Source organism: Citrobacter sp. LUTT5 (assembly GCF_009905315.1).
Taxonomy (GTDB): domain Bacteria; phylum Pseudomonadota; class Gammaproteobacteria; order Enterobacterales; family Enterobacteriaceae; genus Citrobacter; species Citrobacter freundii.
Window position 1 is genome coordinate 3,052,076 of sequence record NZ_CP047606.1, and the last position, 22,947, is coordinate 3,075,022.

Sequence of the window (22,947 nt, forward strand, 5' to 3'; positions counted from 1 at the left end):
TACCGGCACCAGGCCGGTATTTTCACGTTACAGAACGCTTATTTTTTCCTGAGCGCCAACGGGTTCAGAGTCAATCCCTGATAGTAGTTCACCCACGAAGAATACTTATCAGGTGAATTCCAGACGCGATAATGTAAACGTGCCATGGTCACCGGATCGCTCAACAATACAAGGCGGCGATCGCGATTCAGTTTCTCCGGCGTTTCGTTCAGCGCCTGCTCCACATGGCGATCGCGTGCAATCTCCAGCACGTTGCTGGCGCGGTGGCGAGCAGTCGCCATGGCCGTGGCCAGTGCGTTAAACGACGGGTTAAACACCGCATGCATAAAGCCATCGTCCAGCGTACGTTTACGGTTCATCACCAGATAAGTATCGGTATCCACCAGCACCTGCGGCGGGGAATACTCTTCCGGGATCAGGAACAGCTTCCAGCGCTTGGTACGTAACCCCACCGTGGAACGACTGGAAATCACGGAAACAAACGGCGACAGGATCAGCGAGAAGACAATCGGTGCCAGCCAGAACAGGAAACGCAGATCCAGCCAGGCCATACCCACAGCCCACACCAGCCCCAACAGTAACTGAGAACCGTGACGCATAAACGCTTCGCCCCATGGGGTGGAATCGTCATCGCGCTGCGGCGAATTCCACACCACTTCCCAACCGAGGAAAGCGCTCACGACGAAGACGGTATGGAACAGCATGCGCACCGGTGCCAGCAGCACGGAGAACAGAACCTCCAGCAGCAGCGACAGCGTAACGCGGATAAACCCGCCGTACTCTTTCGTCCCTTTACACCAGATGAGCAAAATACTCAGCAACTTCGGCAGGAACAACAGCACCATCGTTGAAGCAAACAGCGCGATCGCCAGTTCAGGTCGCCATTGCGGCCATACCGGGAATAGCTGACGCGGTTGCAGGAAGTACTGCGGTTCCGTCAACGCATGCACCACCTGCAATGCAGTAGAGAGCGCGAGGAACATAAACCACAGCGGCGCGGACAGATAGGACATCACACCAGTCAGGAACACCGCACGGTGAACCGGGTGCATCCCCTTAACCAGGAACAGACGGAAGTTCATCAAGTTGCCGTGGCACCAGCGACGGTCACGCTTGAGTTCATCCAGCAGGTTCGGCGGTAGCTCTTCATAAGAGCCCGGCAGATCGTAAGCAATCCACACGCCCCAGCCAGCACGACGCATCAACGCCGCTTCCACGAAGTCATGGGAGAGAATCGATCCCGCAAACGAACCTTCGCCCGGTAACGGCGCGAGCGCACAGTGCTCGATAAACGGCTTCACGCGGATAATTGCGTTGTGGCCCCAGTAGTGTGATTCGCCTAACTGCCAGAAGTGAAGCCCGGCAGTAAACAGCGGCCCATAAACACGGGTCGCAAACTGTTGACAGCGCGCATACAGCGTATCCATACCGGAAGCCTTCGGCGAAGACTGGATAATCCCGGCATTCGGATTCGCTTCCATCAGGCGCACCAGGCCGCTCAGACAGTCACCGCTCATCACTGAGTCCGCATCCAGCACAACCATGTAGCTGTACTGATTTCCCCAGCGACGGCAGAAGTCATCAATGTTGCCGCTTTTACGCTTCACGCGACGACGACGACGACGGTAGAAAATCTGTCCTTCGCCCTGCACTTCGGCAATCAGCTCCATCCACGCTTTTTGTTCTGCCACGCAGATATCAGGATTGTAGCTGTCGCTCAGAATGTAAACATCGAAATGCTCAGCGTTGCCCGTTGCTTTGACCGACTCCCACGTGGCGCGAAGTCCCGCGAATACGCGATCAACGTCCTCGTTACAGATAGGCATAATCAACGCCGTACGGTGTTCAGGATTCAACGGTTCATCCCCGACCGTTGAGGCCGAGATACTGTACTTATCCCGTCCAATCAGCAATTGTAGAAAGCCCATCAGCGCGGTCCAGAACCCCGCTGATACCCAACAGAAAAGTACGGCAAACAAAATAAGAATGCCGGTCTGGAGCATGTAGGGCAGCAGTTGCATAAAGGAGACCCACAAATCCTGCCCCATCATGTCTGCAGGATTAATGAATGCCCACCCCTGATAAGGAAGGATCGTCTTCATATACCAGGTTGCAACGACCGTTTGCGCCAGCGTTAAGATCAACAGCGTATAGCGGCGGATGGTGCCTACAGTACGCCATTTTTGCTCGCTCTCTTGTTCTTCTTTCGTCAAACGCGAAAGATAACGCGGTGTCACTTCACGCCCACGCAGACGATCCCAAAAACGCCCAACCGGGTTGGTACGCCAGGGATCGGGGAACATAGAGGTACGCGTTGCTTTTGGCATCGCCTGTAACTGATCGCGCCCCTCATCGTCCTTAACCAACTGCTCTTTAGCCAGAGAATCCGGCCATGCTTGCTCAAGACGAGCTTTTACAGAACCCTGCGGTGAATCATCTTCGCGCGAGTACGTACGATGCTCAGCATCCAGCGCCTGATGAACGGCGCGGATGTCAGTTTTCGGCAGTGCCGCTTTTTCGATATCCGAAAGCGGCATTGCGTCAATATACTCAGTTGTCTTATTCATTGGCAGGTAACTGGTAGCTCCAGGTTTCACTCAGCGTCTGATCTGCATTGACCAGGGCAGCACGCATTTCAGTGGTTTTCTTCACGTCTTTCACTTTCACGCGCAATACCAAACGCCAACCTTTAGTGACCGGGTTGTAGCGCACGGTGTTTTCAACGATTTCACCGTTGTCACCAATACTGGTTTGTGCAGTAACCGGCGTATCCTGCGGCAGCTTTTTCATATCGGTGCCGGAAAAGTCCACCACAAACGCGATGGTACCGTCAGGCTGACGAATGAGATTGGACTGTTTAACATCACCGGTAGAACGACGTGTCTGCTGTACCCAGGCGTTATCAGGCGCATGAAGCTTGTCTTCATCACGCGTGAACGTCAGGGTATATTTAAAGTTCATTTCTTTACCGGCTTCAGGCAGCTGATCCGGGGTCCAGTACGCAACGATGTTATCGTTCGTTTCATCGTTAGTTGGAATTTCAACTAACTCAATCTTACCTTTGCCCCAATCGCCTTTTGGCGTGATCCAGGCGCTCGGTCGCAGATCGTAACGATCGTCGATGTCTTCAAAACGCGAGAACTGACGGCCACGCTGCAACAGACCGAAACCTTGCGGATTTTCCATAGCAAAGCTGCTCACCGCGAGATGTTTCGGGTTATTCAGCGGACGCCAAATCCATTCGCCGTTACCAGCGTGGATGGACAAACCGTTAGAGTCATGCAGTTCTGGACGATAGTTAGTCGTCGGAGAAGGCTGGTTCGGTCCATACAGGAACATACTGGTTAACGGTGCCACGCCAAGTTTGCCTACTTTGTCGCGCAGATAAACTTTGGACTGAACATCGACTACCGTGTCACGACCAGGAATGATGACAAAGCGATACGCTCCGGTTGCACGCGGAGAATCCAGTAAGGCATAAATGGTTAAACGTTTATCAGTTGGTTTCGGACGCTCGATCCAAAACTCACGAAAGCGGGGAAATTCTTCACCAGAAGGCAGAGCGGTATCAATCGCGAGACCGCGCGCAGAAAGGCCGTAGACCTGGCCTGCACCCAGAACACGGAAATAGCTGGCACCGAGCATGCTGACGATTTCGTCGTTTTTATCTTTGCTGTTGATCGGATACAGCACTTTGAACCCGGCGAAACCGAGATCTTTTACCGTGTCTTTATCATGCTGAACATCGCCGAAATTAAAGTAATCCGGGCTGTATTTGATTCTTTTCACCGCAGTAGCGGTCACTTCGTTGATTTTGACCGGCGTGTCGAAGTACATACCCTGGTGGTAGAACTCGAGCTTAAATGGGGTCTTGAGATTGCTCCAGTAGGCTTTATCGCGATTAAACTGGATCTGCTGATAATCCGCATATTTCATGTCGCGGAAAACGGAGGGCAAGTTACTTTTTGGCGCCTCATAGCCTTTATCGGCTAAGGATTGAGCTTGTTTTGCAACATCATCAATGCTGAATGCCCAGCTTGATGATGTGTACAGCGTTAACATGACTGCTGCACCCAACCAACGCATTTTCATCATTTGTAGTTTATGTTTCATAATTAGTAAGCACTTCCCCCTTTGTGTGCTTATATTGATCCGATCCATTTTAATGGATAATCGGGTATTCCGACAACTGAATCCCTGTATTGTTCGCGCGCTGGCTCATGGTTTAAGCAGGTTCGTCTGCCTGTTTTCACTTTGCGTGCTTATCCTGGAGACAGGTTGTTAGACTTCGTGTAGGGTTGCCCTCGAATGTAACCATTATTCGTCTTAGGGATAAGACGAAAAGTCTGAGAATACATAACTGTCTATGAGCTCTGTATCACCACCACGCGAATATTTTCTTGACTCCATCCGTGCCTGGCTAATGTTGTTAGGGATCCCGTTTCATATTTCATTGATCTACTCCACCCACACATGGCACGTGAACAGCGCAGAACCATCGTGGTGGTTGACCTTGTTCAATGACTTTATCCATGCTTTTCGCATGCAAGTCTTCTTTGTCATTTCGGGTTATTTTTCCTACATGCTATTTCTACGCTATCCGATAAAGCGCTGGTGGAAAGTGCGTGTAGAACGCGTGGGGATCCCTATGCTGACCGCGATTCCACTGCTTACGCTGCCGCAATTTATCATGCTGCAATACGTGAAAGGCAAAGCAGACAGCTGGCATACCCTCAGCGGCTACGATAAATACAACGCGCTGGCCTGGGAGCTGATTTCCCATCTGTGGTTTTTACTGGTTCTCGTGGTGTTAACAACCCTGAGCATGTGGGTGTTTACCCAGATGAAACACAGATTGACGCAAAGCGACGTCGGCAGCGCGCCTGCGGTGTCAATGACGAAGTTAACGCTGATTTTTGCAGTGCTGGGTTTCGGTTATGCCGCCGTCAGAAGGACGATTTTCATCCTCTACCCTTCGATTCTCAGCGATGGCATGTTTAATTTTATCGTTATGCAAACGTTGTTTTATGTGCCTTTCTTTATGCTCGGTGCGCTGGCGTTTATCAATCCTAATCTGAAAGCGCTGTTTACCACGCCATCACGCGGCTGCACACTAGGCGCCGCATGCGCATTTGTCGCATACCTGTTCAATCAACGTTACGGCAACGGCGATGCCTGGATGTATGAAACTGAATATGTCATTACCATGGTCATGGGCCTGTGGATGGTGAACGTCGTCTTTTCACTTGGTCACCGTTTGCTGAATTTCCAGTCAGCCCGCGTAACCTATTTTGTCAACGCATCTCTGTTTATCTATCTGGTGCATCATCCGTTAACGCTGTTTTTTGGCGCTTACATCACACCGCATATCAAGTCGAATTTGCTGGGTTTTCTCTGCGGTCTACTGTTTGTAGTCGGGATTGCGGTAATACTGTACGAAATCCATTTACGGATCCCGGTGCTGAAGTTTCTCTTTTCGGGTAAACCAGCCGTCAGGCAGGATAAAAACAAGGCCGTGGCCGGTTAGTTTTCTTGCATTGAATGGTTCAGAGCAACCACTCAATGGGTAACACGGACGCCAGCTTTACCAGAACCCGCTTCCAGAATCCTGTGGCGGGTTCTTTTTTCAGTACCTGTTCACTGCCAGAAAGTCTGTCGACCCAATTGATTCTTCCCCACCGATCAAGACGTAGTTGCCAGGCCATTTCACGCTGGCTTTGCATAAAACGTTTATGAATCAACTCGGCCAGTACTTCACTCTCAATCACAAACCCCATTTCCGTATTGAGCAGCGTTGAACGGGGATCAAAATTAAGCGAGCCGATAAACACTTTACGACCGTCAATACTGAAGGTTTTCGCATGCAGGCTGGAGCCTGAATTACCGGTTAATCCCCGGTCATGTACTGCTGAAACGCGATCGCGGGTTGGTTTGAGCTCGTATAACTCCACACCGTAGCGCAAGAGCTTTTTTCGCCAGCGTGCATAGCCTGCGTGAACGACTGCGACATCATTCGCCGCCAGAGAATTAGTTAAAATCGCGATCTTAACGCCTTTTCTCACCAGTCTCAGGAGCTGCGCCACACCGGCGCGAGTTGGTACAAAGTAGGCGGAAATAATATCAATACGCTCGGTGGGAGATCCCATCACGTCAAACAAACGCTGCGGTAATAGTGAGTGGCGCGGCGCTTTCCCCTCTCCTTTTGCGGGATCATCACTCAGCAAGCGCGTTCTCGCCCAAATCAGCGGTAGCGACCTCTGATCGAGGTGGGTCATAAACTGGCTGGTTTCCAGCTTATGTAGATAGCGACGCGTGATGTCATCGTTATACCAGGATTCTGGAAGTTCGATTTTTTGCGTTGAAGCTGGCTCAGCCACCTCAAGTACGTTTTGCAATGTTGAAACCGAGCGGCAGTGCCAGTAACGCTCAAAGTCGTCTGCAACATCCTGGACCACCGGCCCGATAGCCATAACATCCAGATCGGAAAACAGCGGTTGTTCGCCTGTACCAAAATAGGCATCGCCGATATTTCGCCCGCCCACGAGAGTTACGACGCCGTCAGCGGTATAACTTTTATTGTGCATACGTCGATTCAACCGGGCAAAATCGGTTAAATAGCCCAGTGCACGCAGGATACGAAAGGAAAAGGGATTAAACAGACGGATTTCTATATTAGGGTGATTGTCCAGCAAACGCAGCGTATCATCCAGACCTGGCGTGTTGTTATCATCCAGCAACAAACGCACCCGGACGCCCCGCTTCGCCGCGGCCAGCAAAACGGAAAATAGCAATAGCCCGGACATGTCGCTTTCCCAGATGTAATACTGAACATCCAGGGTACGTTCCGCCATTTCCGTCAACCGATAGCGAGCAGCAAATGCATCCAGGCTGTCATCCAACGTCAGAATGCCGCATTCTCCCGGGTGGTTTTCACAAAGTGGCGTGATGGCACGCTCAAGTCGCGTCATATCAGTCCGTGCGTTCATCGCCTTGCTGGGTAAGTAATCTCTTGTATAGCCGAGCGTTTTCTTCATCAAAGCACACGAAGTATATTTGATCGGGAAGCGTACGTCGGATGATAAATTTCAACACCGTTTTCACCGCGATCTCTGCCGCTGCAGCGCGGGGATAACCATAAGCCCCGGTGCTAATCGCCGGAAAAGCAATGGACTGATAGCCATTGGCTAAGGCCAGTTGCAAGCTATTAAAGTAAGCCTCTTCGAGGCGTTCAGCTTCATGATGATCGCCACCCTGCCATACGGGCCCCACAGTGTGGATTACTGCCCTGGCGGGCAAGTTTCCCGCCAGGGTGATAACCGCATGACCGGTTGGGCATTCGCCCTGTTGCTGGATAACCTGTTTGCAGGCCGCCAGCAACGCAGGCCCTGCAGCGCGATGAATCGCTCCATCGACGCCACCTCCGCCCAATAGCGATGGATTCGCCGCATTGACAATCACATCAACAGCGATCGTCGTAATATCGCCATGTAACACATGAACACGTGATTGCATAAGTTCCCCCTGACCAAACACTATTTGTTAAGTGTACAGCAGGGTTTTCCCGGAAATCTCACTTTTTAACCAAACGTGTGCATATGTACGCCGGAATGATTCATTTATATTCAATGTTAAGAATTGCCATGTTTTTCTGTTCATTGAGATAGTGCATTTTGACTGTGGCAATTTGCTGCACATTTTGAGGGGCAGTCGCGACCTGTTGCTGATTGTAGAGACTATTACGGGTGGTGCCGTCGCGCATACATGACAATTCAATTTGCTGCTGCCGAGCGTTAACATCGCAAGGTGATTCAACTATTGCACCGCGAAAATGAATAACCCCGCCGGTTGAGATTTGTTGCGCCATTGCGGGGAGGGTAAAAAGAGAAATACTGCACAAGCTGATACTTAAAAAACGCTTTAATAATGTACACATAAGGGTTCCTCAATGATTAGCCATCCTTGAGGGATCGAAATGATCCTTCGCCGCTGTGATTAACGATCAAATTAAAACGTTCACACGTCTCTATATTCATAGAACAGCAGTGCATTCCCAGCCACACCCTTAATGCAAATACAGCAAAAAAATCATGGGTGACTGTTTGAGTCTGGCCATTGCTGAGACAGATGCAGAGACTGCCCATCCGAAACGGTAACGATAATTTTGACCGAATCCTCAGGTGAAATATTAAAACTCAGTTTAGTTAATTCAATCGGCCGATTAGCGGGGACCGAAAGGCTTGTTTTCTGCTGCGATTGGCTTTGTCCCCCGGACCCTTTACGTATGGCAAGGACTTGTACCTCACATACGCACGGTTGAGTTAACGTCACCTGAGGAATAATGGTGTACATATCACCTTGCTGAGTTGTATTGAATGTTATTTGATTTGCCAGCGCGGCAATGAGTAATAGCGTATGCATCATATTCTCCCGAAAAAAAAACAGGGCTCACGCCCTGTTTATTATCAGTCAGAAAACTGAATTAGTGTTGGTTAGCTGTAGCGTTGTTACCAAAGCCAACCTGCTGAATCAGCACATTGGAGTCAGAGGCTGTCTGATTAACCAACGCACCGTTGCGGCCACCGAACTGGGTCACGCTAATATCAGCATTTTTTGCATTCCACTGATCGATAGTGGCACTGTTCTGGAAGCCGGTCTGTTTCAGGCTAATGGTACTGTCATCAGCACCCTGGCCAACAACAGCTCCGTTGCCACGCCCGTGTTGTGTGATGGTGACATCTGATTTACGCGCATCACTTTGCAGAGCATTTGCAGAGTTGTTTGACCCATATTGGTAGATACTCAGTGAAGAGTCTGGGCCATAATTACTGCCACCACCATGATGATTGCCGCCCCATTGCGGAACAACACCAGCCAGAGCACTGCCAGAAACTACGATTGCTGCGAATGCTGCCACTTTTAAAAGTTTCATGGTAAACCCCCATCGGATTGATTTAAACGTCGTTAATGGATTAGCGTTGAGTCACGCGAATGGCCATTTGCGACTGTCTCTGCACCACAACTGCTGTTTTTTGTGTACCGTACTGGGTAATATTGGCTTTATTACCAGAGCCTTTCTGGATAATTACCGCCGTATTACCGTATGAACCTTGTTTAATACTCGCATCATTGGAACTACCCGTTTGATCAATATATGCAAAGTTATATGATCCCGTCTGGTCTGTTTTCGCTCGATTACCAGAACCTTCTTGCGAAATGACTGACAATAACTTCGAGCCCCCCTGGCGGGTATTTGCACTGTTCGCAGTGCCAACCTGACCAATAATGGCTGCCTGATTAAATGAAGACTTACTTAATTCATTTACCGCAAAGTTATATTCTGAATTAGCTAAATCATAACTTGTAGTCGCGGCTGCAATCCCAGGCACACCCAGCATTGTAAACATCATAAATAACAACTTGTTTTTCATGTTGTCACCCTGGACCTGGTCGTACATGAAGTTAAATTAATTACCACTCAAATTGTTGTTAACATGACTTACATTTGTTAACGCCACGTTACGATGAAGAGTATGTCTGCGGAAACATTTTAAATAACTCACCCGCCAGTTGTATTTTTATATTCAGATTCACCCCAAAGTACTAATTAACAGCGAACAATACCGTTACAGCTCTGGATTTCATTTCTTTTTTAACCCGGTGAATGAATTTCTATGCAGTAACAAAAAAAACGCGTTTTCCGCGTTTTCTGGGCCTCGTAGCGAGGTACTTCGATAGTTAGCAGTACAAGTCGTGACAAGCGTCATTTTTTTCTATCTAAAATTGTTCAACTTAAAGTGAGACAAAAAGATCGGAATTCATTAGAAATCAAAAACCATCTAAGCATAAATTTAACTCTTAATAATCAATATCATATTATAATTTGTATGATTTTTTAAATCTATGCAGTATCTCCAAAATGTACAACTTTACTATCAAATCTAAACTTCTAAAAAACCCAAAAATCACATTTTAATATATAAATTTACATTCTGTAACATGTTTAACACTTGCTTTAAGATTTGTAATAGCTAGATTGAAATCAGTTGAAGTCCATTTGTTTTAATATTTTCACCCCGTTGGGTCGATATTTTATTTCTACACAGCAGTGCAACATCTGTCAGTACTTCTGGTGCCTCTATTTTAGTAGAGACAGCTGTCAGGTGTGCGACTAAAAAAGTGGAGTTTCATCATGTTTAATGAAGTCCATAGTATTCATGGTCATACATTATTGTTGATCACTAAACCATCCCTGCAGGCAACTGCGTTATTACAGCATTTAAAACAATCGCTGGCGTTAACCGGAAAACTACATAATATTCAACGTTCTCTGGATGATATTTCCTCCAGCTGCATTGTTCTACTGGACATGATGGAGGCAGACAAAAAACTGATCCATTACTGGCAAGATAATTTGAGCAGAAAAAACAACAATATAAAGACGTTATTGTTGAATACCCCAGATGATTATCCTTATCGGGATATTGAAAACTGGCCGCATATAAATGGCGTATTCTACGCAACGGAAGATGAGCAGCGTGTCGTCAGCGGATTGCAAGGTGTGTTGCGTGGCGAATGCTACTTTTCCCAAAAGCTCGCCAGCTACCTGATCACGCATTCCGGGAACTACCGCTATAACAGCACGGAGTCGGCATTACTTACGCACCGTGAAAAAGAGATCCTTAATAAACTGCGTATTGGCGCCTCAAATATTGAAATCGCGCGTTCACTATTTATTAGTGAAAATACGGTTAAAACACATCTTTATAATCTTTTCAAAAAGATAGCTGTCAAAAATCGTACGCAGGCGGTCTCGTGGGCCAATGATAACCTCAGGCGATAAAGCCATGAAAAGCTATTTGTCCTGGATTGTGGCAGCAAATTTGTTCCTTGCTGCCGGGAATCTACACGCTGCTGTAGAGGTGGAGGTTCCCGGACTGTTGACTGACCACACTGTCTCTTCCATTGGCCATGATTTTTATCGTGCCTTTAGTGACAAGTGGGAAAGTAAGTACACAGGAAACTTAACCATTAATGAAAGGCCCAGTGCACGTTGGGGAAGTTGGATCACCATAACTGTCAATCAGGACGTTATCTTCCAGACTTTTTTATTCCCGACGAAAAGAGACTTCGACAAAATTGTGGTCTTCGCATTGGCAGAAACTGAGGAAGCATTAAATCGTCGGCAAATAGATCAAACGCTATTAAGTACGAGCGATTTAGCGCGCGATGAATTCTAAAACATGATTTAGTCCGGAGGCTTTCATGCGTGTCAAACATGCAGTGGTTTTGCTCATGCTGATTTCACCATTAAGTTGGGCCGGAAATATGACGTTCCAGTTCCGCAACCCTAACTTTGGTGGCAACCCAAACAACGGCTCTTTTTTACTGAACAGCGCTCAGGCGCAAAACTCGTATAAGGATCCGAGTGCTGGCGATTACGGGATTGAAACCCCATCAGCACTGGATAACTTTACCCAGGCAATACAGTCGCAAATACTCGGTGGCTTGCTCACCAATATCAATACCGGTAAACCGGGGAGGATGGTAACCAGCGATTTTATCGTTGATATCGCCAACCGGGATGGGCAACTGCAACTGAATGTCACGGACAGGAAAACGGGGAGAACGTCGACTATTGAAGTGTCGGGTTTACAAAATCAGTCGACCGATTTCTAAATTATAGCCACGAAAGGAAAAAATCATGCAGCGCTTACTTATCATGGTGGCAGTAATTTTACTCAGCGGATGTTTAACAGCTCCGCCTCAAGAAGCCGCTAAGCCGACATTAATGCCCCGGGCCCAAAGCTATAAAGATTTGACGCATCTGCCTATGCCTACAGGTAAGATCTTTGTGTCGGTATACAACATTCAGGATGAGACTGGCCAATTTAAACCTTACCCGGCAAGTAACTTCTCTACCGCCGTCCCGCAAAGCGCCACGGCTATGCTTGTCACCGCATTGAAAGATTCTCGTTGGTTCGTCCCTCTGGAACGTCAGGGGCTACAGAACTTGCTGAACGAACGTAAAATCATTCGTGCGGCTCAGGAAAACGGTACGGTTGCGATTAATAACCGGATCCCGCTACAGTCCCTGACCGCGGCAAACGTCATGGTGGAAGGGTCAATTATCGGTTATGAAAGCAACGTTAAATCGGGTGGTGTCGGTGCGCGTTATTTCGGTATTGGCGCCGATACGCAATACCAGCTCGACCAGATAGCGGTAAACCTGCGCGTAGTTAACGTCAGCACCGGTGAGATCCTGTCGTCAGTGAACACCAGTAAAACCATTTTGTCTTATGAAGTACAGGCTGGAGTGTTCCGCTTTATTGACTACCAGCGTCTGTTGGAAGGTGAAATTGGCTACACCTCTAACGAACCGGTTATGCTTTGTCTGATGTCAGCGATTGAAACAGGCGTTATCTTCTTAATTAATGACGGCATCGATCGCGGATTGTGGGATTTGCAGGATAAGAAACAAGTTGATAATGACATTCTGGTTAAATACCGCCATATGTCGGTACCGCCAGAATCCTGATGGATCTTTACTGCATAAAAAGCGTGAGGAAAACCCTCACGCTTTTTTATTTACTGGTCAGCGTCGGCGATATTCGATTTTCACGGCGAGACGCCAGCCACAGACCACTGTTTTTCATCGCATAGCCGAATACCAGGCCCAGTACCAGTGAAGGTACAACCAGTCGCCAGTCGCCCTGCCCTGCAAATGTTGCACATGCGCCAATAAACGTGCCCGGTACAAATGAAAGCAACCATTGCTTTGCCTGGATACACATCAGAAACGCGACAATTCCCGTCATGACATAACCAATAATGTCCATATGCGGGGCAAGCGCGCTACCGTTAATAATCACCAACGCCCACACCACACCGCTTAGCAGCGTACACGCCGAGATCCACAGTCCTTTTAGCCCACCTTGCGGGCAGGCGAAATAGGCCGTGCAACCCAGAAAGCCAGCCCAACTGAGTAAGCCAAGAGAAACGGCCACCCATCCCCAGATCCCAGAGAGAATGCCCGTTGTGATTGCAATTGAGAGAAGTATGTTCATGCCGCGTATCTTAGCAGAAAAACGGCATAGGAATGAGATCGTGCACACAATTTATGCAAGCATATAATTAGCGTTGCAGCTTAAAGTGATTTAAATCACATTTATTCGTCAGTATCTTCCTGCAACTCGTCCCACATTGCACTAATAGCATCACGTGTTAGCGGCGCCATGGTACGCCAGAACGGCGTGTTTGCGTGCGCCTCAACTTTGCCAAGGAACGTACCACACCAGGGCAGCAGGTAGTCTACAAACAAGGTTTCAAGCGCCTCACTTTCATCTTCCGCAGACTGGTCTTCAAGCCATGAAGCCGCCAGCAACAGCGTACCAATGTGATCTGCCGGCGTATCTGCCAGCGGCATGCCGCGGGCAGAAAGAAATGCACGAACATCCGATTCTTTCGCCCCTTCTACCCAGGCGCTACGATAAGGCGGCACAGCACACTCTTCACCGACAAACAGCGCGTTGTAATCTGCAGCCAGTTGGGGCATATCGCAGCTCTTCTGCAGACGAGTGAGCAGTTCGTCCTGTTCCAGCGGCCAGTTGGCAGACAGTTTACCTTCACTAATTAAGGTAAACAGGGGAACCAGTAAAGGGTCCTGCGGTTGGCGATAAAACAGCGAGCCCAGTACACGACACAGGATAGAAAACTCGTTCATTGATATATTCCAGTTAGTAACAATTACAGTTCAGCAAATTCTGCGATTGGCTCCATGCCTCGCGATTCCAGAAACGCCAACAGGCGTTTAGGTGTGACGTTTAAAATTCTGTCTTCAGGGAAATTAACATCATCCAGGATTTTACGGCATTCGCCAAATTCTCCCAGCGTGAAAGCAGTATGTGAATCCGACCCTAATGCCACCCAGCCGCCAGCATCGCGCACAGCCGCAGCAACCGCACGACAATTATCCTCACTGCCCTTACGCGAATGCAAAAACGAAGAGTTATTGATTTCCAGTGCAACCTGGTACTTTGCCGCCGCCTGGGCAATTGCAGTAATATCAACCGGATACTTGGGATTTCCCGGATGGCTAATGATGTGCACATTACCGCTGGCCATCGTGGCTATCATTGCCTGGGTATTGGTTTCTTTATCGTGAGGTGCAAAAACTGGCTCATGGAAGCCCGCAATAATGAGGTCCAGAGAGGTAAACATCGGACCTGAACAGTCAATTTCGCCTTCAATATTCTTAATATTCGCCTCAATGCCGCGCAGGATCCCTACGCCATCTACAACACGTGGCCAAATACGCATATTGATAAAGTGCCAGTGGTGAGGCGCGTCCGCCATGTCCGGTCCATGATCGGTAATAGCAAACAGCTTGATGCCTTTGCGACGGGCTTCAGCGATGTAATCACTTAAGGTGCTGTAGGCGTGGGTGCTGGCGACGGTATGCATATGCAGGTCAACGGGATACATAACTCTCTCCTGTAGTCATTTTTCGTCAAGGATAGCAGGTATCGCCGCTATTTATTAGCTGAAACCCGGCATCCGCCGGGTTAGCATTAGTATCCCCGTACGCGATCGACCTGACCCGTTACGGATTTCCCGCTCTCAAGATCCAAAATCGTGCGGGAGATATAGTCCACCGCCTCCGCCGGGCGCGTTACCGCGGCAATATGCGGCGTCATTGCCACACGCGGATGTTTCCACAGAGGACTGGTTTCCGGCAGCGGTTCACGGCTATAGACATCCAGCATGGCACCTTTCACCTTGCCGCTGTCCAGCGATGCCAGAAGATCGTCTTCATTGAGATGAACACCACGCGCCAGGTTCAGCACGTAGGCGCCATCCAGCAATTGGCTAAGTAAATCAGCGTTAATAATACCTACGGTTTCTGCCGTATTAGGCAGGAGGTTGATAAGCACACGAGTTTGGCTCAAAAACGCGCCCAGTTCCTCAGTACCGGCGAAGCTTTCCACGCCAGACCAGGATTTACGCGAACGGCTCCAGCAGCGCAGTGGGAATCCCCATGCTTGCAGGCTTTCGGCAACTTTTGCGCCCAATACCCCTGCTCCCATGATCCCGACGGTAAACTCCTCACGAGTATATTCTGGCAACGGTTGCCATTTCGCCTGATTTTTCAATGCCTGATAATCATCAAAGCGACGAAACCAGTGCAGCACCTGACTGACCGCATATTCCTGCATTTGCAGGCCCATACCCGTATCTTCCAGACGGAAAAGCGGGATCGACGCATCCAACATTTCCGGATGAGCATTGAGTTTACTGAGAATAGAATCGACGCCCGCGCCCAGCGCAAATACGGCTTTTAATTTTCGTCCTGCGAGCATTTCAACCGGCGGATGCCAGACCAGCGCATAGTCAGCATGTGCATTATCACCCGCTTTCCACTCACGTACGTTTGCACCAGGTATTGCCTTTGCCAACGCATTAATCCACCAGGTCGTATCGAATGTTGGGTGATAGAAAATTATATCCACATTGTCTCCTGAACATTGTTGTGCGGAACTTTCTCGCACTTATTATCATCATTTTCCGAGGGAACATCAGAGTAGCAAATTTTAGGATGCTGGCAAAAAAAACAATTCCCGCTTATTTATGCTCCATGTTGCTTGAAGTTTGTGTAAATGCACATTTTTTTCAAAAAGTTGATTGACGACGGGGCGGTGTTTCCCCTACATTAGCGCCCGTTCCGGTAGCACAGGAACAACAATATGGTGAGGTGTCCGAGTGGCTGAAGGAGCACGCCTGGAAAGTGTGTATACGGCAACGTATCCGGGGTTCGAATCCCCGCCTCACCGCCATATTTAAAAAAGAGCTCGTACGCAAGTACGGGCTTTTTTTTTCGCATATTGCACAGCCTGGCGGGGATGAGAAGCCCGGACCGGGGTTCGACTACTGGCGCAGCCAGTTGGACAGACTGAGAGCACAGCGAACAGGCTGCCCGCAGGGCGAGCGAAGCGAGTCAATCCCCGCCTCACCGCCATATCTTAAGAAGAGCTCGTACGCAAGTACGGGCTTTTTTTTCGTATGTTGCACAGCATGGCGGGTATGAGAAGCCCGGACCGGGGTTCGACTACTGGCGCAGCCAGTTGGACAGACTGAGAGCACAGCGAACAGGCTGCCCGCAGGGCGAGCGAAGCGAGTCAATCCCCGCCTCACCGCCATATTTTAAGAAGAGCTCGTACGCAAGTACGGGCTTTTTTTTCGCATATTGCGCAGCCTGACGGGGATATCGCCCCGCTCAAGGTTTCTGCTCCACTTATCGCTGGTAGCGGCATGCATGAGACTTATCATGCCGGATATCTTCAACAAATCACGCCAGATCCTCCGGTCCAGATTGCAGGTAATGACCTTCATAGCGGTTTACTCTTTCTCAAGCAACCAGCAGCGGAAGCCATCATCCATTGCCTAGTCCTGCGCAGTTTGCCCGCCAATACTCCCGGTTGTGCTGAGATATCAGCAAGCTGGTGGAGCATCGCTTTAATTTATTCCAGCGCGGCATTGCACCCGGTAATGATGCGCTTAAGCAAGGAATGCTGGCCAGGTGTTGTGAGTCCGGCAGCATCACGAATGGTGTGTAATACAGGGGTGTAAGCATCGATCGATTTCGTCGATCGATTACGTAAAAATTGATCTGCAAAATGAATTATCCCGCATGATTGTCCCTGTGCCACAATCTCTAAAACGAATTTAACTGATTGTTTATAAATTTAATTCCTGTCTTATTTAGGAGCGAACACCTTTTGTCCTGGAAGCTCGGCAGGGAAATAGCATAAAGGATGATGTGATGAAGAGATGCGCACGGTGTAATAAGAAAAGGAGCGTCTTTGAACAGTGGCTCTCACTCGATACAGAATTCTGCGACGAGTGCTTATTTGATATTGACGAGGAAATCAGGGAAAGGCAAATACTCCCCGTCAGACGTCTGAAAGATGATCCAGCCCGCAATACAAATCGGAAGTCTTCCCGTTGATTTTTATCATCATTTTATAGATACGATCATGATAAATTTCACCTTGTTTTTTATATCACCCTGACTGTAAATGAGATTGAGTACTGTAACAGCACACGTTTCTCTTAAGAGCAGGTACATGCCAGAGTGAAGGGTTGACAATGCTCTTCAGAAGAACATGTCGGTATGGCAAGCAAGGATACACATAAATGGTAAAGTTTCTGCGAAATGGACCCGCAGTTGTTGTTCTGGCATTTATATTATGGGGCCTGATCCCATTGTTTTATCAATATCTATCTGGCGGAGCCCTCGCTGAAATTTTGATGTACAGAGTTTTCTGGTCTATACCTCTATTACTGCCAATAAGATTATTATTTCGTAAGAGAACGTTTTTTCGCGATTTACTGAAAGATAAAACCTCCTTCATATCCTGCATGATAGCAGGCTTGCTAATGGTAATTTCGTGGTCAGCTTTTATTTATGCATTAACAAATCATAAGGTACTCGACGCCAGTCTGGGATATTTTATCAACCCACTTATTGTCATTTGCCTTGGCTGTATTTTTCTTAAAGAAAAACCATCATTATTTCAACTTATAGCAGTAATATCCGGCGTATGTGGTCTTGGCTATCAGGTTATTTCTGCAAACAGTTTTCCTTCACTAGCGTTAATCATGGGGTTTTCATTTGCATTGTACGGACTGGCGCGAAAATTTATCCATTACGATGCAATAACCTCAATCACGCTTGAAACATTCTGGGCTCTACCTGTTGCTCTTTTCATCTTTATCTATACTGGCTCGAGTATAACTACATCATCTGACATCTCTCTGTTCCTTTATATATTAACCGCTCCCGTTACAGTAATTCCGTTAGTGTTATTTGCAGTAGCGCTAAATCGTACATCTCTTATTGTGACAGGTCTTGCTCAGTATATAGAACCATCTTTGCAATTTCTCATTGCCATACTTATATTTGGAGAAATTATTAATTACTCCGAGCTATTTTGTTTTTCAGCGGTATGGTTTGGATTGTTGCTATGTATATTTGAGAGTCTTTACTATCATTACCGACGTAATCCTCCACGGTCTGAAAGTAATCATCCTGCAGGCACTTTACGGTGATGTACATGCAGAATATAAAACTCAGTACGCTTATTCGTTTCCCTGGAACACGCGCTCAGGTATGAATGAGTAAACAACTCGAGTTTGTTTATTCAAGATTACCACGTCATTTAGGTACACAGGACAGTTGACTGCATGTTCATGGTTAAAGCCGGACAAAAAAATTTTTCCGATACCTTTATACAGATTGGCACTGTTCATCACCGGTGAATCTCCCGGAACACTGCCGCACTGCAACCAGGCATCGAGCTAGTGCATTTCTCTGAGAACGTGAGTGACCAGAGAATGTTGCGGCCGATCGGTAAAGTCTCTGTATCCGGAAATATTCTTAACGGCAGTACCCTATTCGTGCGTCAGCCAGCGAATCAGGTTCCCCTTGGTATTGTTTTGCGGGTCTGTTTCATAACCATACAATGCAAACTCCTTTTCAGTACAAAAGGTTACCAAAAATATACTGGGCATTATATCTGGAAAGAAAGTCAGGAATGTGTATATCCCAATTTAAGTTATTCAATTTGACAATAATCCACGAAAACCGGCGTATTGCGCGGGAATACAGCCAATTGTGATAGCTGTCATCGTCCAAAATTTGTCCTGACGTTCAAAGTCGTGCGTTTTCCAAACACCCATGGCTCGCTGAATCACATGATTTACTTCGTTATGTGGTTGACAAGTCAACCTACCAGGTTACTCAATGAACATCGGTATGTTTGTAAAGTATACTTTGTTTAACAAATATATATGTTCTTCTCTGTAGAATGAAAAAAATTTGTTTTCATCAGGATATGCGGACGAGAGAGCGCCTAATGATTATCAACAAAACTGGCATGTCAGACATGAATTTATTTTCAAAATGTTTCGCATTAACAAAACAGCGTCAGAGATTCCAGTATTTACACCTTGCACGTAAATAAATTTAAACACCCTGAATTAATAATGAATACTTATGAAAAATACATCATATCTAAGTTTCTTTAACCAAATTCTATTGGCACGTGGCCCTTTGCATAGCAAATGGAAGAACAAAAAATTTCGACTCATGTATCTTTTACGATCTATGATAAGTCCTGTCTCCAGTATTCGGTATTATCAAGAATTACATTCCCTTAAATCAATTGATAAGATTCTGGAGATGCAACCTACGTTACCAGCCAAAATTCATCGTCCCTATTTACATAAAGGAGGGCTGGCATGGAATCGAAGGAAAAACATTATTGGTCACTACCGTTTTGTCCAGAGTTTACCAGTGAAACACCAGGCGTTATTATTACCCGACAGAGATGTGCTATTGGTCCATTTCACCGGAAAAAATGGTGAGGATTTTGATATTCACTGTTCTTCAGGCGGTTTTGATCGTGAAGGAGAACTGATGTTATCTCTGAGTTTTAACAATACCCCGGTGGCCCGATTGTCCTTCTCGGTTATCCCGTCAAAAAAAGGACATTGTGCATTTATTGGCGGTCTGCAGGGGGCACCAAAAAATATTGGCCCAGACATTATTCGTGACGCTACTAAAGCCTGCTATGGACTATTCCCTAAGCGGATCGTTTTTGAGGTTCTTTGTTCATTGATGCGTTGCTGTGATATCACTAATATTTTAGCAGTTAGTGAACAGAGCCATGTTTTCAGGCAATGGCGATACCGGTACAAGAAACGTAAATACTTTGTTGCCCTGTACAGTGATTTTTGGGAATCAGTTGCTGGTCGTCCATACGGTAATTGGTATAAGTTGCCAATTTATGTAGAGCGTAAGTCATTTAATGAGCTTGCCAGTAAAAAACGCGCGGAATACCGGAGACGGTATGACCTGTTGGATCATATTAATGAGGAAATCATGATTCTTCTGCAAAATCAGATGTAACATAATGTCGTAACTCAGCTCAGAAACTGGCTGATGAATGCGACATCTCGATAAAAGCGTAGCTATCGTTCCGCGTTGGCGAACCATTACACGAACGTCCGCTGAGTGCTGTGAGCTCAACGGGTCGCTGATCCGCGAGACGCATTCATCACTGGATAAACGCATGAGTCTAAAATAAGGTGTTCTCTATTCCACAGTTCATAAATCAAACCTTTGACATATCTCAAGTCAGGCAAGGTTCCCCCTCGACTTCAGATATCCTGGTTTCTACTCGTTTTCGATGTTCTATTTCATCAGAGCATACTATTTCAATTTCTAAAATTTACTTAACAACACACAAATAACAAAGCCCGGTTTCCCGGGCCTTGAAGACGGAGTACTTATCAGTTGTAAGCGTTGAGCGTCCGCTGACAGAGCGCCGAGCGGACGCAATCGTCTTTATTGAAACGAACGATCCCAACCATATCATCTTCTTCGAAACGGGCCAGCGCATCGCTTAGCCCTGAGCGAACGTGCGCAGGTAGATCGCACTGGGTCACATCCCCATTCACAATCACCGTCACATTCTCCCCGAGGCGGGTTAAAAACATCTTCATTTGCGCAGCAGTGACGTTCTGAGCCTCGTCAAGAATGACCACTGCATTTTCAAATGTACGTCCACGCATATAGGCGAACGGTGCGATTTCCACCTTACCAATCTCAGGTCGCAGGCAATATTGCATGAAGGAGGCTCCCAGCCGTTTCACCAGAACGTCATACACGGGGCGAAAATAGGGAGCGAACTTCTCGGAAACATCCCCAGGTAAGAAGCCGAGGTCTTCATCAGCTTGCAGAACTGGGCGGGTTACAATGATCCTGTCCACATCTTTATGGATCAGGGCCTCTGCTGCTTTTGCCGCGCTGATCCAGGTTTTACCACACCCGGCTTCACCGGTGGCGAAGATCAGCTGTTTACTCTCGATAGCATTCAGGTAGTGCGCCTGAGCCTCATTTCGCGCCGTGATTGGCGTGGCATCGCGACTATCACGCGCCATACCGATCGCTTCTACGCCGCCCATCTGCACAAGCGAGGTGACCGATTCATCTTCACGTTGCTTATGACTACGCGAATCCCGCCTCAGCACACGTTTTGCTTCACGACGAGCTTTGATCACTGCTTTTTGTCTTCCCATGGATAGCACCTTGAGTTGTAGGTATACATCACACGCGCCGTTGGCGACACGATTATGCGCACGAACATCTGAGGGTTGGCTTCCTTGTAAGCCATTGCTTGCTTTCGGATAAGACGCCACACACGGCTACGCGCACCGTACAGGGCGTCAGTTACAAGGAGAAGAAGTGAATGAGAGAGAGATTTAGCGGTGACGAGGAGGCTACCGGAAGAGAAATGTCCGCGTAGGGTACTGCTGCTATTGTGAAAAACATGTCCAATGCAGGACTTTTCCATTCGCGATCTCCATAGTGAATGACTATCACCGCCGGGAACTACCGCTATTACTTATAATTACATCATAACCTTTCGCTAACGCAACAATATTTTTACTTATTGTTAACTTAAATTCTATCTTATCACCAGAGACAGTCTCTTGCAGAGAGATGACAGAATTATTTCAGTCGCATACCGATCATAAAAAATAATTTGTTCCTTCATCAAGATATCAGGAAAAACCCCGCTGTACTGCGGGGCATAATCATCAGGCTTCGAGCAGAGACTGTCCCAGATAATTGTCTGCAGTTTTAACACCCGGCAAAGCAAAGAAATATCCCCCACCAATCGGTTTGACATACTCTTCGAGCGCTTCACCATTCAGACGTTTCTGCACCGCCAAAAATCCTTTTTCCAGATCGTGTTGATAGCAAACAAACAACAGCCCCATATCCAGTTGACCAGAATTAGTCACACCGAGCGAATAACTGTAGCCACGACGCATCATCAGGCTCGAGTCGGTCTCTTTCGTGCGCGGGTTTGCCAGGCGGATATGACTGTCGAGCGCAATCACCTCACCTTCAGGATCACTGGCATAGTCAGGCACATCATGCTCATGCTGCATGCCCAGCGGCGCGCCGGTGTGTTTATCACGACCAAAAATCGTTTGCTGCTCTTTCAGCGGCGTACGATCCCAGAACTCAACGCGGAACTGAATGAGCCTGACGGCCTGATAACTGCCACCTTGCGCCCAGGCAGGTTCGTCCTGCCCATCCGTCACCCACACCACGTCTTGCATCAACTTCGCATCCGTAGCGTCCGGATTCGCGGTGCCGTCTTTAAAGCCAAGCAGGTTGACCGGGGTCTCTTTGCCTTTGCTGCGCGCTGCGTGGTCAGAAATAAACCCTTCACGTTTCCAGCGCACGCTGAGGAGATCGGGCGTATGTTTAATGATATCGCGCAACGCGTGGATGACAGTGTCCTGGGTGTTGGCACAAATCTGCAGCAGCAAATCGCCATGGCACAGCGCCGCATCCAGCGAATCATTCGGGAAGCGGGTCATTTTTTGCAGCTTTTTCGGCATCTGCGGTTTCAGGCCATAACGTTCATCGAACAGCGATGAACCAACCGACAACGTCATCGTCAGGTTGTCTGGCGCAATGTAAGCGCCGAGGATACCTGAATCCATAGGAGGGAGACGCGGATTGGGCGTATCCGGTGCCGGTCCACCGGTGGTCAGAAACGCAAATCGGCTAGTCAACAACCGGAATAAACGCTCAAGATCGGCCTTATCGCTGGCGAGAACATCGAATGCCACCAGCATCATTGATGCCTGCTGCGGCGTTAGGATCCCCGCCTGATGCTGACCATAAAACGGCTGCGTTTCACTACGCGCATCCGGAGACAGCGTTCCCGGCGCGCTTTTTGGTTTTTGCGCGTGGGCAACCGGACACCCACCCGCCAGCGCCAGCGCCCCACCCAGGGCGCCCATCCCTTTCAGTAAACGTCGGCGTGACGGTTCGCTCACGCCGTTTTCATTATCTTGCTGCATAGT

General features: G+C 47.9%; 23 protein-coding genes, 1 tRNA gene and 1 other RNA gene. 10 read left to right on the top strand and 15 right to left on the bottom strand.

Translation table 11 applies throughout. The features are described from left to right. Window positions 1-38: 38 nt before the first annotated feature. Together mdoH and mdoG are read right to left on the bottom strand one after the other, a co-directional pair. Entirely contained in the window at window positions 39-2,567 is a 2,529-nt protein-coding gene (gene mdoH, locus GUC46_RS14830) for a glucans biosynthesis glucosyltransferase MdoH (protein WP_061548769.1), read from the bottom strand. Beyond that, window positions 2,560-4,095 (bottom strand): glucans biosynthesis protein MdoG, encoded by a 1,536-nt coding sequence (gene mdoG, locus GUC46_RS14835; protein WP_003836790.1) that lies wholly within the window; start codon window positions 4,093-4,095, stop codon window positions 2,560-2,562. The genes mdoH and mdoG overlap by 8 nt, the downstream gene beginning before the upstream one ends. 271 nt (window positions 4,096-4,366) lie before the next feature. Between mdoG and mdoC the strand changes: the two genes are divergently transcribed. Then, window positions 4,367-5,527, top strand: a complete 1,161-nt coding sequence (gene mdoC, locus GUC46_RS14840; RefSeq protein WP_088902466.1) for a glucans biosynthesis protein MdoC — start codon at window positions 4,367-4,369, stop codon at window positions 5,525-5,527. A 19-nt stretch (window positions 5,528-5,546) separates the two neighbouring features. On the opposite strand, the gene GUC46_RS14845 is transcribed toward mdoC, so the two are convergent. From GUC46_RS14845 to csgB, 6 genes are all read right to left on the bottom strand, one after another. Continuing rightward, the gene (locus GUC46_RS14845; protein ID WP_085954038.1) at window positions 5,547-7,034 is read right to left on the bottom strand and encodes a phospholipase D family protein; all 1,488 of its coding nucleotides are present in this window, start codon (window positions 7,032-7,034) and stop codon (window positions 5,547-5,549) included. Continuing rightward, entirely contained in the window at window positions 6,970-7,512 is a 543-nt protein-coding gene (ymdB, locus tag GUC46_RS14850; RefSeq protein WP_160180440.1) for an O-acetyl-ADP-ribose deacetylase, read from the bottom strand. Before ymdB ends, GUC46_RS14845 begins: the two co-directional genes overlap by 65 nt. 100 nt (window positions 7,513-7,612) lie before the next feature. Continuing rightward, a complete protein-coding gene (locus GUC46_RS14855) occupies window positions 7,613-7,933 on the bottom strand; it encodes a type 1 fimbrial protein (protein WP_003836793.1) in 321 nt (106 codons plus the stop codon). Between the two features lie 152 nt (window positions 7,934-8,085). Further along, a complete protein-coding gene (gene csgC / locus GUC46_RS14860; RefSeq protein WP_044712473.1) occupies window positions 8,086-8,418 on the bottom strand; it encodes a curli assembly chaperone CsgC in 333 nt (110 codons plus the stop codon). 61 nt (window positions 8,419-8,479) lie between these two features. Continuing rightward, a complete protein-coding gene (gene csgA, locus GUC46_RS14865; RefSeq protein WP_003036098.1) occupies window positions 8,480-8,929 on the bottom strand; it encodes a curli major subunit CsgA in 450 nt (149 codons plus the stop codon). Window positions 8,930-8,969: 40 nt separating this feature from the next. After that, window positions 8,970-9,428 (bottom strand): curli minor subunit CsgB, encoded by a 459-nt coding sequence (gene csgB / locus GUC46_RS14870; protein ID WP_003036094.1) that lies wholly within the window; start codon window positions 9,426-9,428, stop codon window positions 8,970-8,972. A 761-nt stretch (window positions 9,429-10,189) separates the two neighbouring features. On the opposite strand from csgB, the gene csgD reads away from it, so the two are divergent. From csgD to csgG, 4 genes are read left to right on the top strand one after another with little or no spacing between them, the layout of a single operon-like run. Next, window positions 10,190-10,840 (top strand): biofilm master transcriptional regulator CsgD, encoded by a 651-nt coding sequence (gene csgD, locus GUC46_RS14875; protein ID WP_003036091.1) that lies wholly within the window; start codon window positions 10,190-10,192, stop codon window positions 10,838-10,840. A gap of 4 nt (window positions 10,841-10,844) precedes the next feature. Further along, window positions 10,845-11,237 (top strand): curli production assembly/transport protein CsgE, encoded by a 393-nt coding sequence (gene csgE, locus GUC46_RS14880; RefSeq protein ID WP_003036087.1) that lies wholly within the window; start codon window positions 10,845-10,847, stop codon window positions 11,235-11,237. A 25-nt stretch (window positions 11,238-11,262) separates the two neighbouring features. Continuing rightward, on the top strand, window positions 11,263-11,676 hold the full coding sequence (csgF, locus tag GUC46_RS14885; RefSeq protein WP_003036084.1) for a curli production assembly/transport protein CsgF: 414 nt from the start codon (window positions 11,263-11,265) through the stop codon (window positions 11,674-11,676). A 25-nt stretch (window positions 11,677-11,701) separates the two neighbouring features. Continuing rightward, a complete protein-coding gene (gene csgG, locus GUC46_RS14890) occupies window positions 11,702-12,535 on the top strand; it encodes a curli production assembly/transport protein CsgG (RefSeq protein WP_003036082.1) in 834 nt (277 codons plus the stop codon). A 46-nt stretch (window positions 12,536-12,581) separates the two neighbouring features. Here the strand turns inward: csgG and GUC46_RS14895 are convergent, their stop codons facing one another. The 4 genes from GUC46_RS14895 to ghrA all read right to left on the bottom strand — a co-directional run bounded on the left by GUC46_RS14895 (window position 12,582) and on the right by ghrA (window position 15,506). Then, the gene (locus GUC46_RS14895) at window positions 12,582-13,064 is read right to left on the bottom strand and encodes a DUF1097 domain-containing protein (RefSeq protein WP_008320293.1); all 483 of its coding nucleotides are present in this window, start codon (window positions 13,062-13,064) and stop codon (window positions 12,582-12,584) included. Window positions 13,065-13,165: 101 nt separating this feature from the next. Continuing rightward, the gene (locus tag GUC46_RS14900) at window positions 13,166-13,720 is read right to left on the bottom strand and encodes a molecular chaperone (protein ID WP_003836798.1); all 555 of its coding nucleotides are present in this window, start codon (window positions 13,718-13,720) and stop codon (window positions 13,166-13,168) included. 23 nt (window positions 13,721-13,743) lie between these two features. Next, complete coding sequence (locus tag GUC46_RS14905) at window positions 13,744-14,481, bottom strand: phosphatase (protein WP_003836800.1); 738 nt, start codon at window positions 14,479-14,481, stop codon at window positions 13,744-13,746. Between the two features lie 86 nt (window positions 14,482-14,567). After that, complete coding sequence (gene ghrA, locus GUC46_RS14910) at window positions 14,568-15,506, bottom strand: glyoxylate/hydroxypyruvate reductase GhrA (RefSeq protein ID WP_016149909.1); 939 nt, start codon at window positions 15,504-15,506, stop codon at window positions 14,568-14,570. Between the two features lie 236 nt (window positions 15,507-15,742). Between ghrA and GUC46_RS14915 the strand changes: the two genes are divergently transcribed. Then, window positions 15,743-15,830, top strand: a tRNA-Ser gene (locus GUC46_RS14915). 45 nt (window positions 15,831-15,875) lie between these two features. After that, a non-coding RNA gene (locus tag GUC46_RS14920) (RtT sRNA) lies at window positions 15,876-16,012 on the top strand. A gap of 185 nt (window positions 16,013-16,197) precedes the next feature. Here the strand turns inward: GUC46_RS14920 and GUC46_RS24285 are convergent. Next, a complete protein-coding gene (locus tag GUC46_RS24285; RefSeq protein ID WP_371727804.1) occupies window positions 16,198-16,386 on the bottom strand; it encodes a DUF4942 domain-containing protein in 189 nt (62 codons plus the stop codon). On the opposite strand from GUC46_RS24285, the gene GUC46_RS24105 reads away from it, so the two are divergent. The 3 genes from GUC46_RS24105 (at window position 16,306) to GUC46_RS14935 (ending at window position 19,966) form a co-directional block, all read left to right on the top strand. Further along, on the top strand, window positions 16,306-16,623 hold the full coding sequence (locus GUC46_RS24105) for a hypothetical protein (RefSeq protein ID WP_127674221.1): 318 nt from the start codon (window positions 16,306-16,308) through the stop codon (window positions 16,621-16,623). The two genes, GUC46_RS24285 and GUC46_RS24105, sit on opposite strands and share 81 nt — an antisense overlap. Window positions 16,624-17,190: 567 nt before the next feature. Continuing rightward, on the top strand, window positions 17,191-18,105 hold the full coding sequence (gene rarD, locus GUC46_RS14930; RefSeq protein ID WP_160180442.1) for an EamA family transporter RarD: 915 nt from the start codon (window positions 17,191-17,193) through the stop codon (window positions 18,103-18,105). A 946-nt stretch (window positions 18,106-19,051) separates the two neighbouring features. Further along, a complete protein-coding gene (locus tag GUC46_RS14935; protein ID WP_008320289.1) occupies window positions 19,052-19,966 on the top strand; it encodes a VirK/YbjX family protein in 915 nt (304 codons plus the stop codon). Window positions 19,967-20,349: 383 nt separating this feature from the next. Here the strand turns inward: GUC46_RS14935 and phoH are convergent, their stop codons facing one another. Together phoH and efeB are read right to left on the bottom strand one after the other, a co-directional pair. After that, window positions 20,350-21,138, bottom strand: a complete 789-nt coding sequence (gene phoH / locus GUC46_RS14940) for a phosphate starvation-inducible protein PhoH (RefSeq protein WP_003036052.1) — start codon at window positions 21,136-21,138, stop codon at window positions 20,350-20,352. Between the two features lie 522 nt (window positions 21,139-21,660). Beyond that, entirely contained in the window at window positions 21,661-22,944 is a 1,284-nt protein-coding gene (efeB, locus tag GUC46_RS14945) for an iron uptake transporter deferrochelatase/peroxidase subunit (protein WP_087879502.1), read from the bottom strand. Window positions 22,945-22,947: the final 3 nt, after the last annotated feature.

Coding starts and splice junctions, on each gene's coding strand:
- mdoH (WP_061548769.1), bottom strand. CDS start 2,567: ATGAATAAGACAACTGAGTATATTGACGCAATGCCGCTTTCGGATATC.
- mdoG (WP_003836790.1), bottom strand. CDS start 4,095: ATGATGAAAATGCGTTGGTTGGGTGCAGCAGTCATGTTAACGCTGTAC.
- mdoC (WP_088902466.1), top strand. CDS start 4,367: ATGAGCTCTGTATCACCACCACGCGAATATTTTCTTGACTCCATCCGT.
- GUC46_RS14845 (WP_085954038.1), bottom strand. CDS start 7,034: ATGAAGAAAACGCTCGGCTATACAAGAGATTACTTACCCAGCAAGGCG.
- ymdB (WP_160180440.1), bottom strand. CDS start 7,512: ATGCAATCACGTGTTCATGTGTTACATGGCGATATTACGACGATCGCT.
- GUC46_RS14855 (WP_003836793.1), bottom strand. CDS start 7,933: ATGTGTACATTATTAAAGCGTTTTTTAAGTATCAGCTTGTGCAGTATT.
- csgC (WP_044712473.1), bottom strand. CDS start 8,418: ATGCATACGCTATTACTCATTGCCGCGCTGGCAAATCAAATAACATTC.
- csgA (WP_003036098.1), bottom strand. CDS start 8,929: ATGAAACTTTTAAAAGTGGCAGCATTCGCAGCAATCGTAGTTTCTGGC.
- csgB (WP_003036094.1), bottom strand. CDS start 9,428: ATGAAAAACAAGTTGTTATTTATGATGTTTACAATGCTGGGTGTGCCT.
- csgD (WP_003036091.1), top strand. CDS start 10,190: ATGTTTAATGAAGTCCATAGTATTCATGGTCATACATTATTGTTGATC.
- csgE (WP_003036087.1), top strand. CDS start 10,845: ATGAAAAGCTATTTGTCCTGGATTGTGGCAGCAAATTTGTTCCTTGCT.
- csgF (WP_003036084.1), top strand. CDS start 11,263: ATGCGTGTCAAACATGCAGTGGTTTTGCTCATGCTGATTTCACCATTA.
- csgG (WP_003036082.1), top strand. CDS start 11,702: ATGCAGCGCTTACTTATCATGGTGGCAGTAATTTTACTCAGCGGATGT.
- GUC46_RS14895 (WP_008320293.1), bottom strand. CDS start 13,064: ATGAACATACTTCTCTCAATTGCAATCACAACGGGCATTCTCTCTGGG.
- GUC46_RS14900 (WP_003836798.1), bottom strand. CDS start 13,720: ATGAACGAGTTTTCTATCCTGTGTCGTGTACTGGGCTCGCTGTTTTAT.
- GUC46_RS14905 (WP_003836800.1), bottom strand. CDS start 14,481: ATGTATCCCGTTGACCTGCATATGCATACCGTCGCCAGCACCCACGCC.
- GUC46_RS24105 (WP_127674221.1), top strand. CDS start 16,306: ATGCATGAGACTTATCATGCCGGATATCTTCAACAAATCACGCCAGAT.
- GUC46_RS24285 (WP_371727804.1), bottom strand. CDS start 16,386: ATGAAGGTCATTACCTGCAATCTGGACCGGAGGATCTGGCGTGATTTG.
- rarD (WP_160180442.1), top strand. CDS start 17,191: ATGGTAAAGTTTCTGCGAAATGGACCCGCAGTTGTTGTTCTGGCATTT.
- GUC46_RS14935 (WP_008320289.1), top strand. CDS start 19,052: ATGAAAAATACATCATATCTAAGTTTCTTTAACCAAATTCTATTGGCA.
- phoH (WP_003036052.1), bottom strand. CDS start 21,138: ATGGGAAGACAAAAAGCAGTGATCAAAGCTCGTCGTGAAGCAAAACGT.
- efeB (WP_087879502.1), bottom strand. CDS start 22,944: ATGCAGCAAGATAATGAAAACGGCGTGAGCGAACCGTCACGCCGACGT.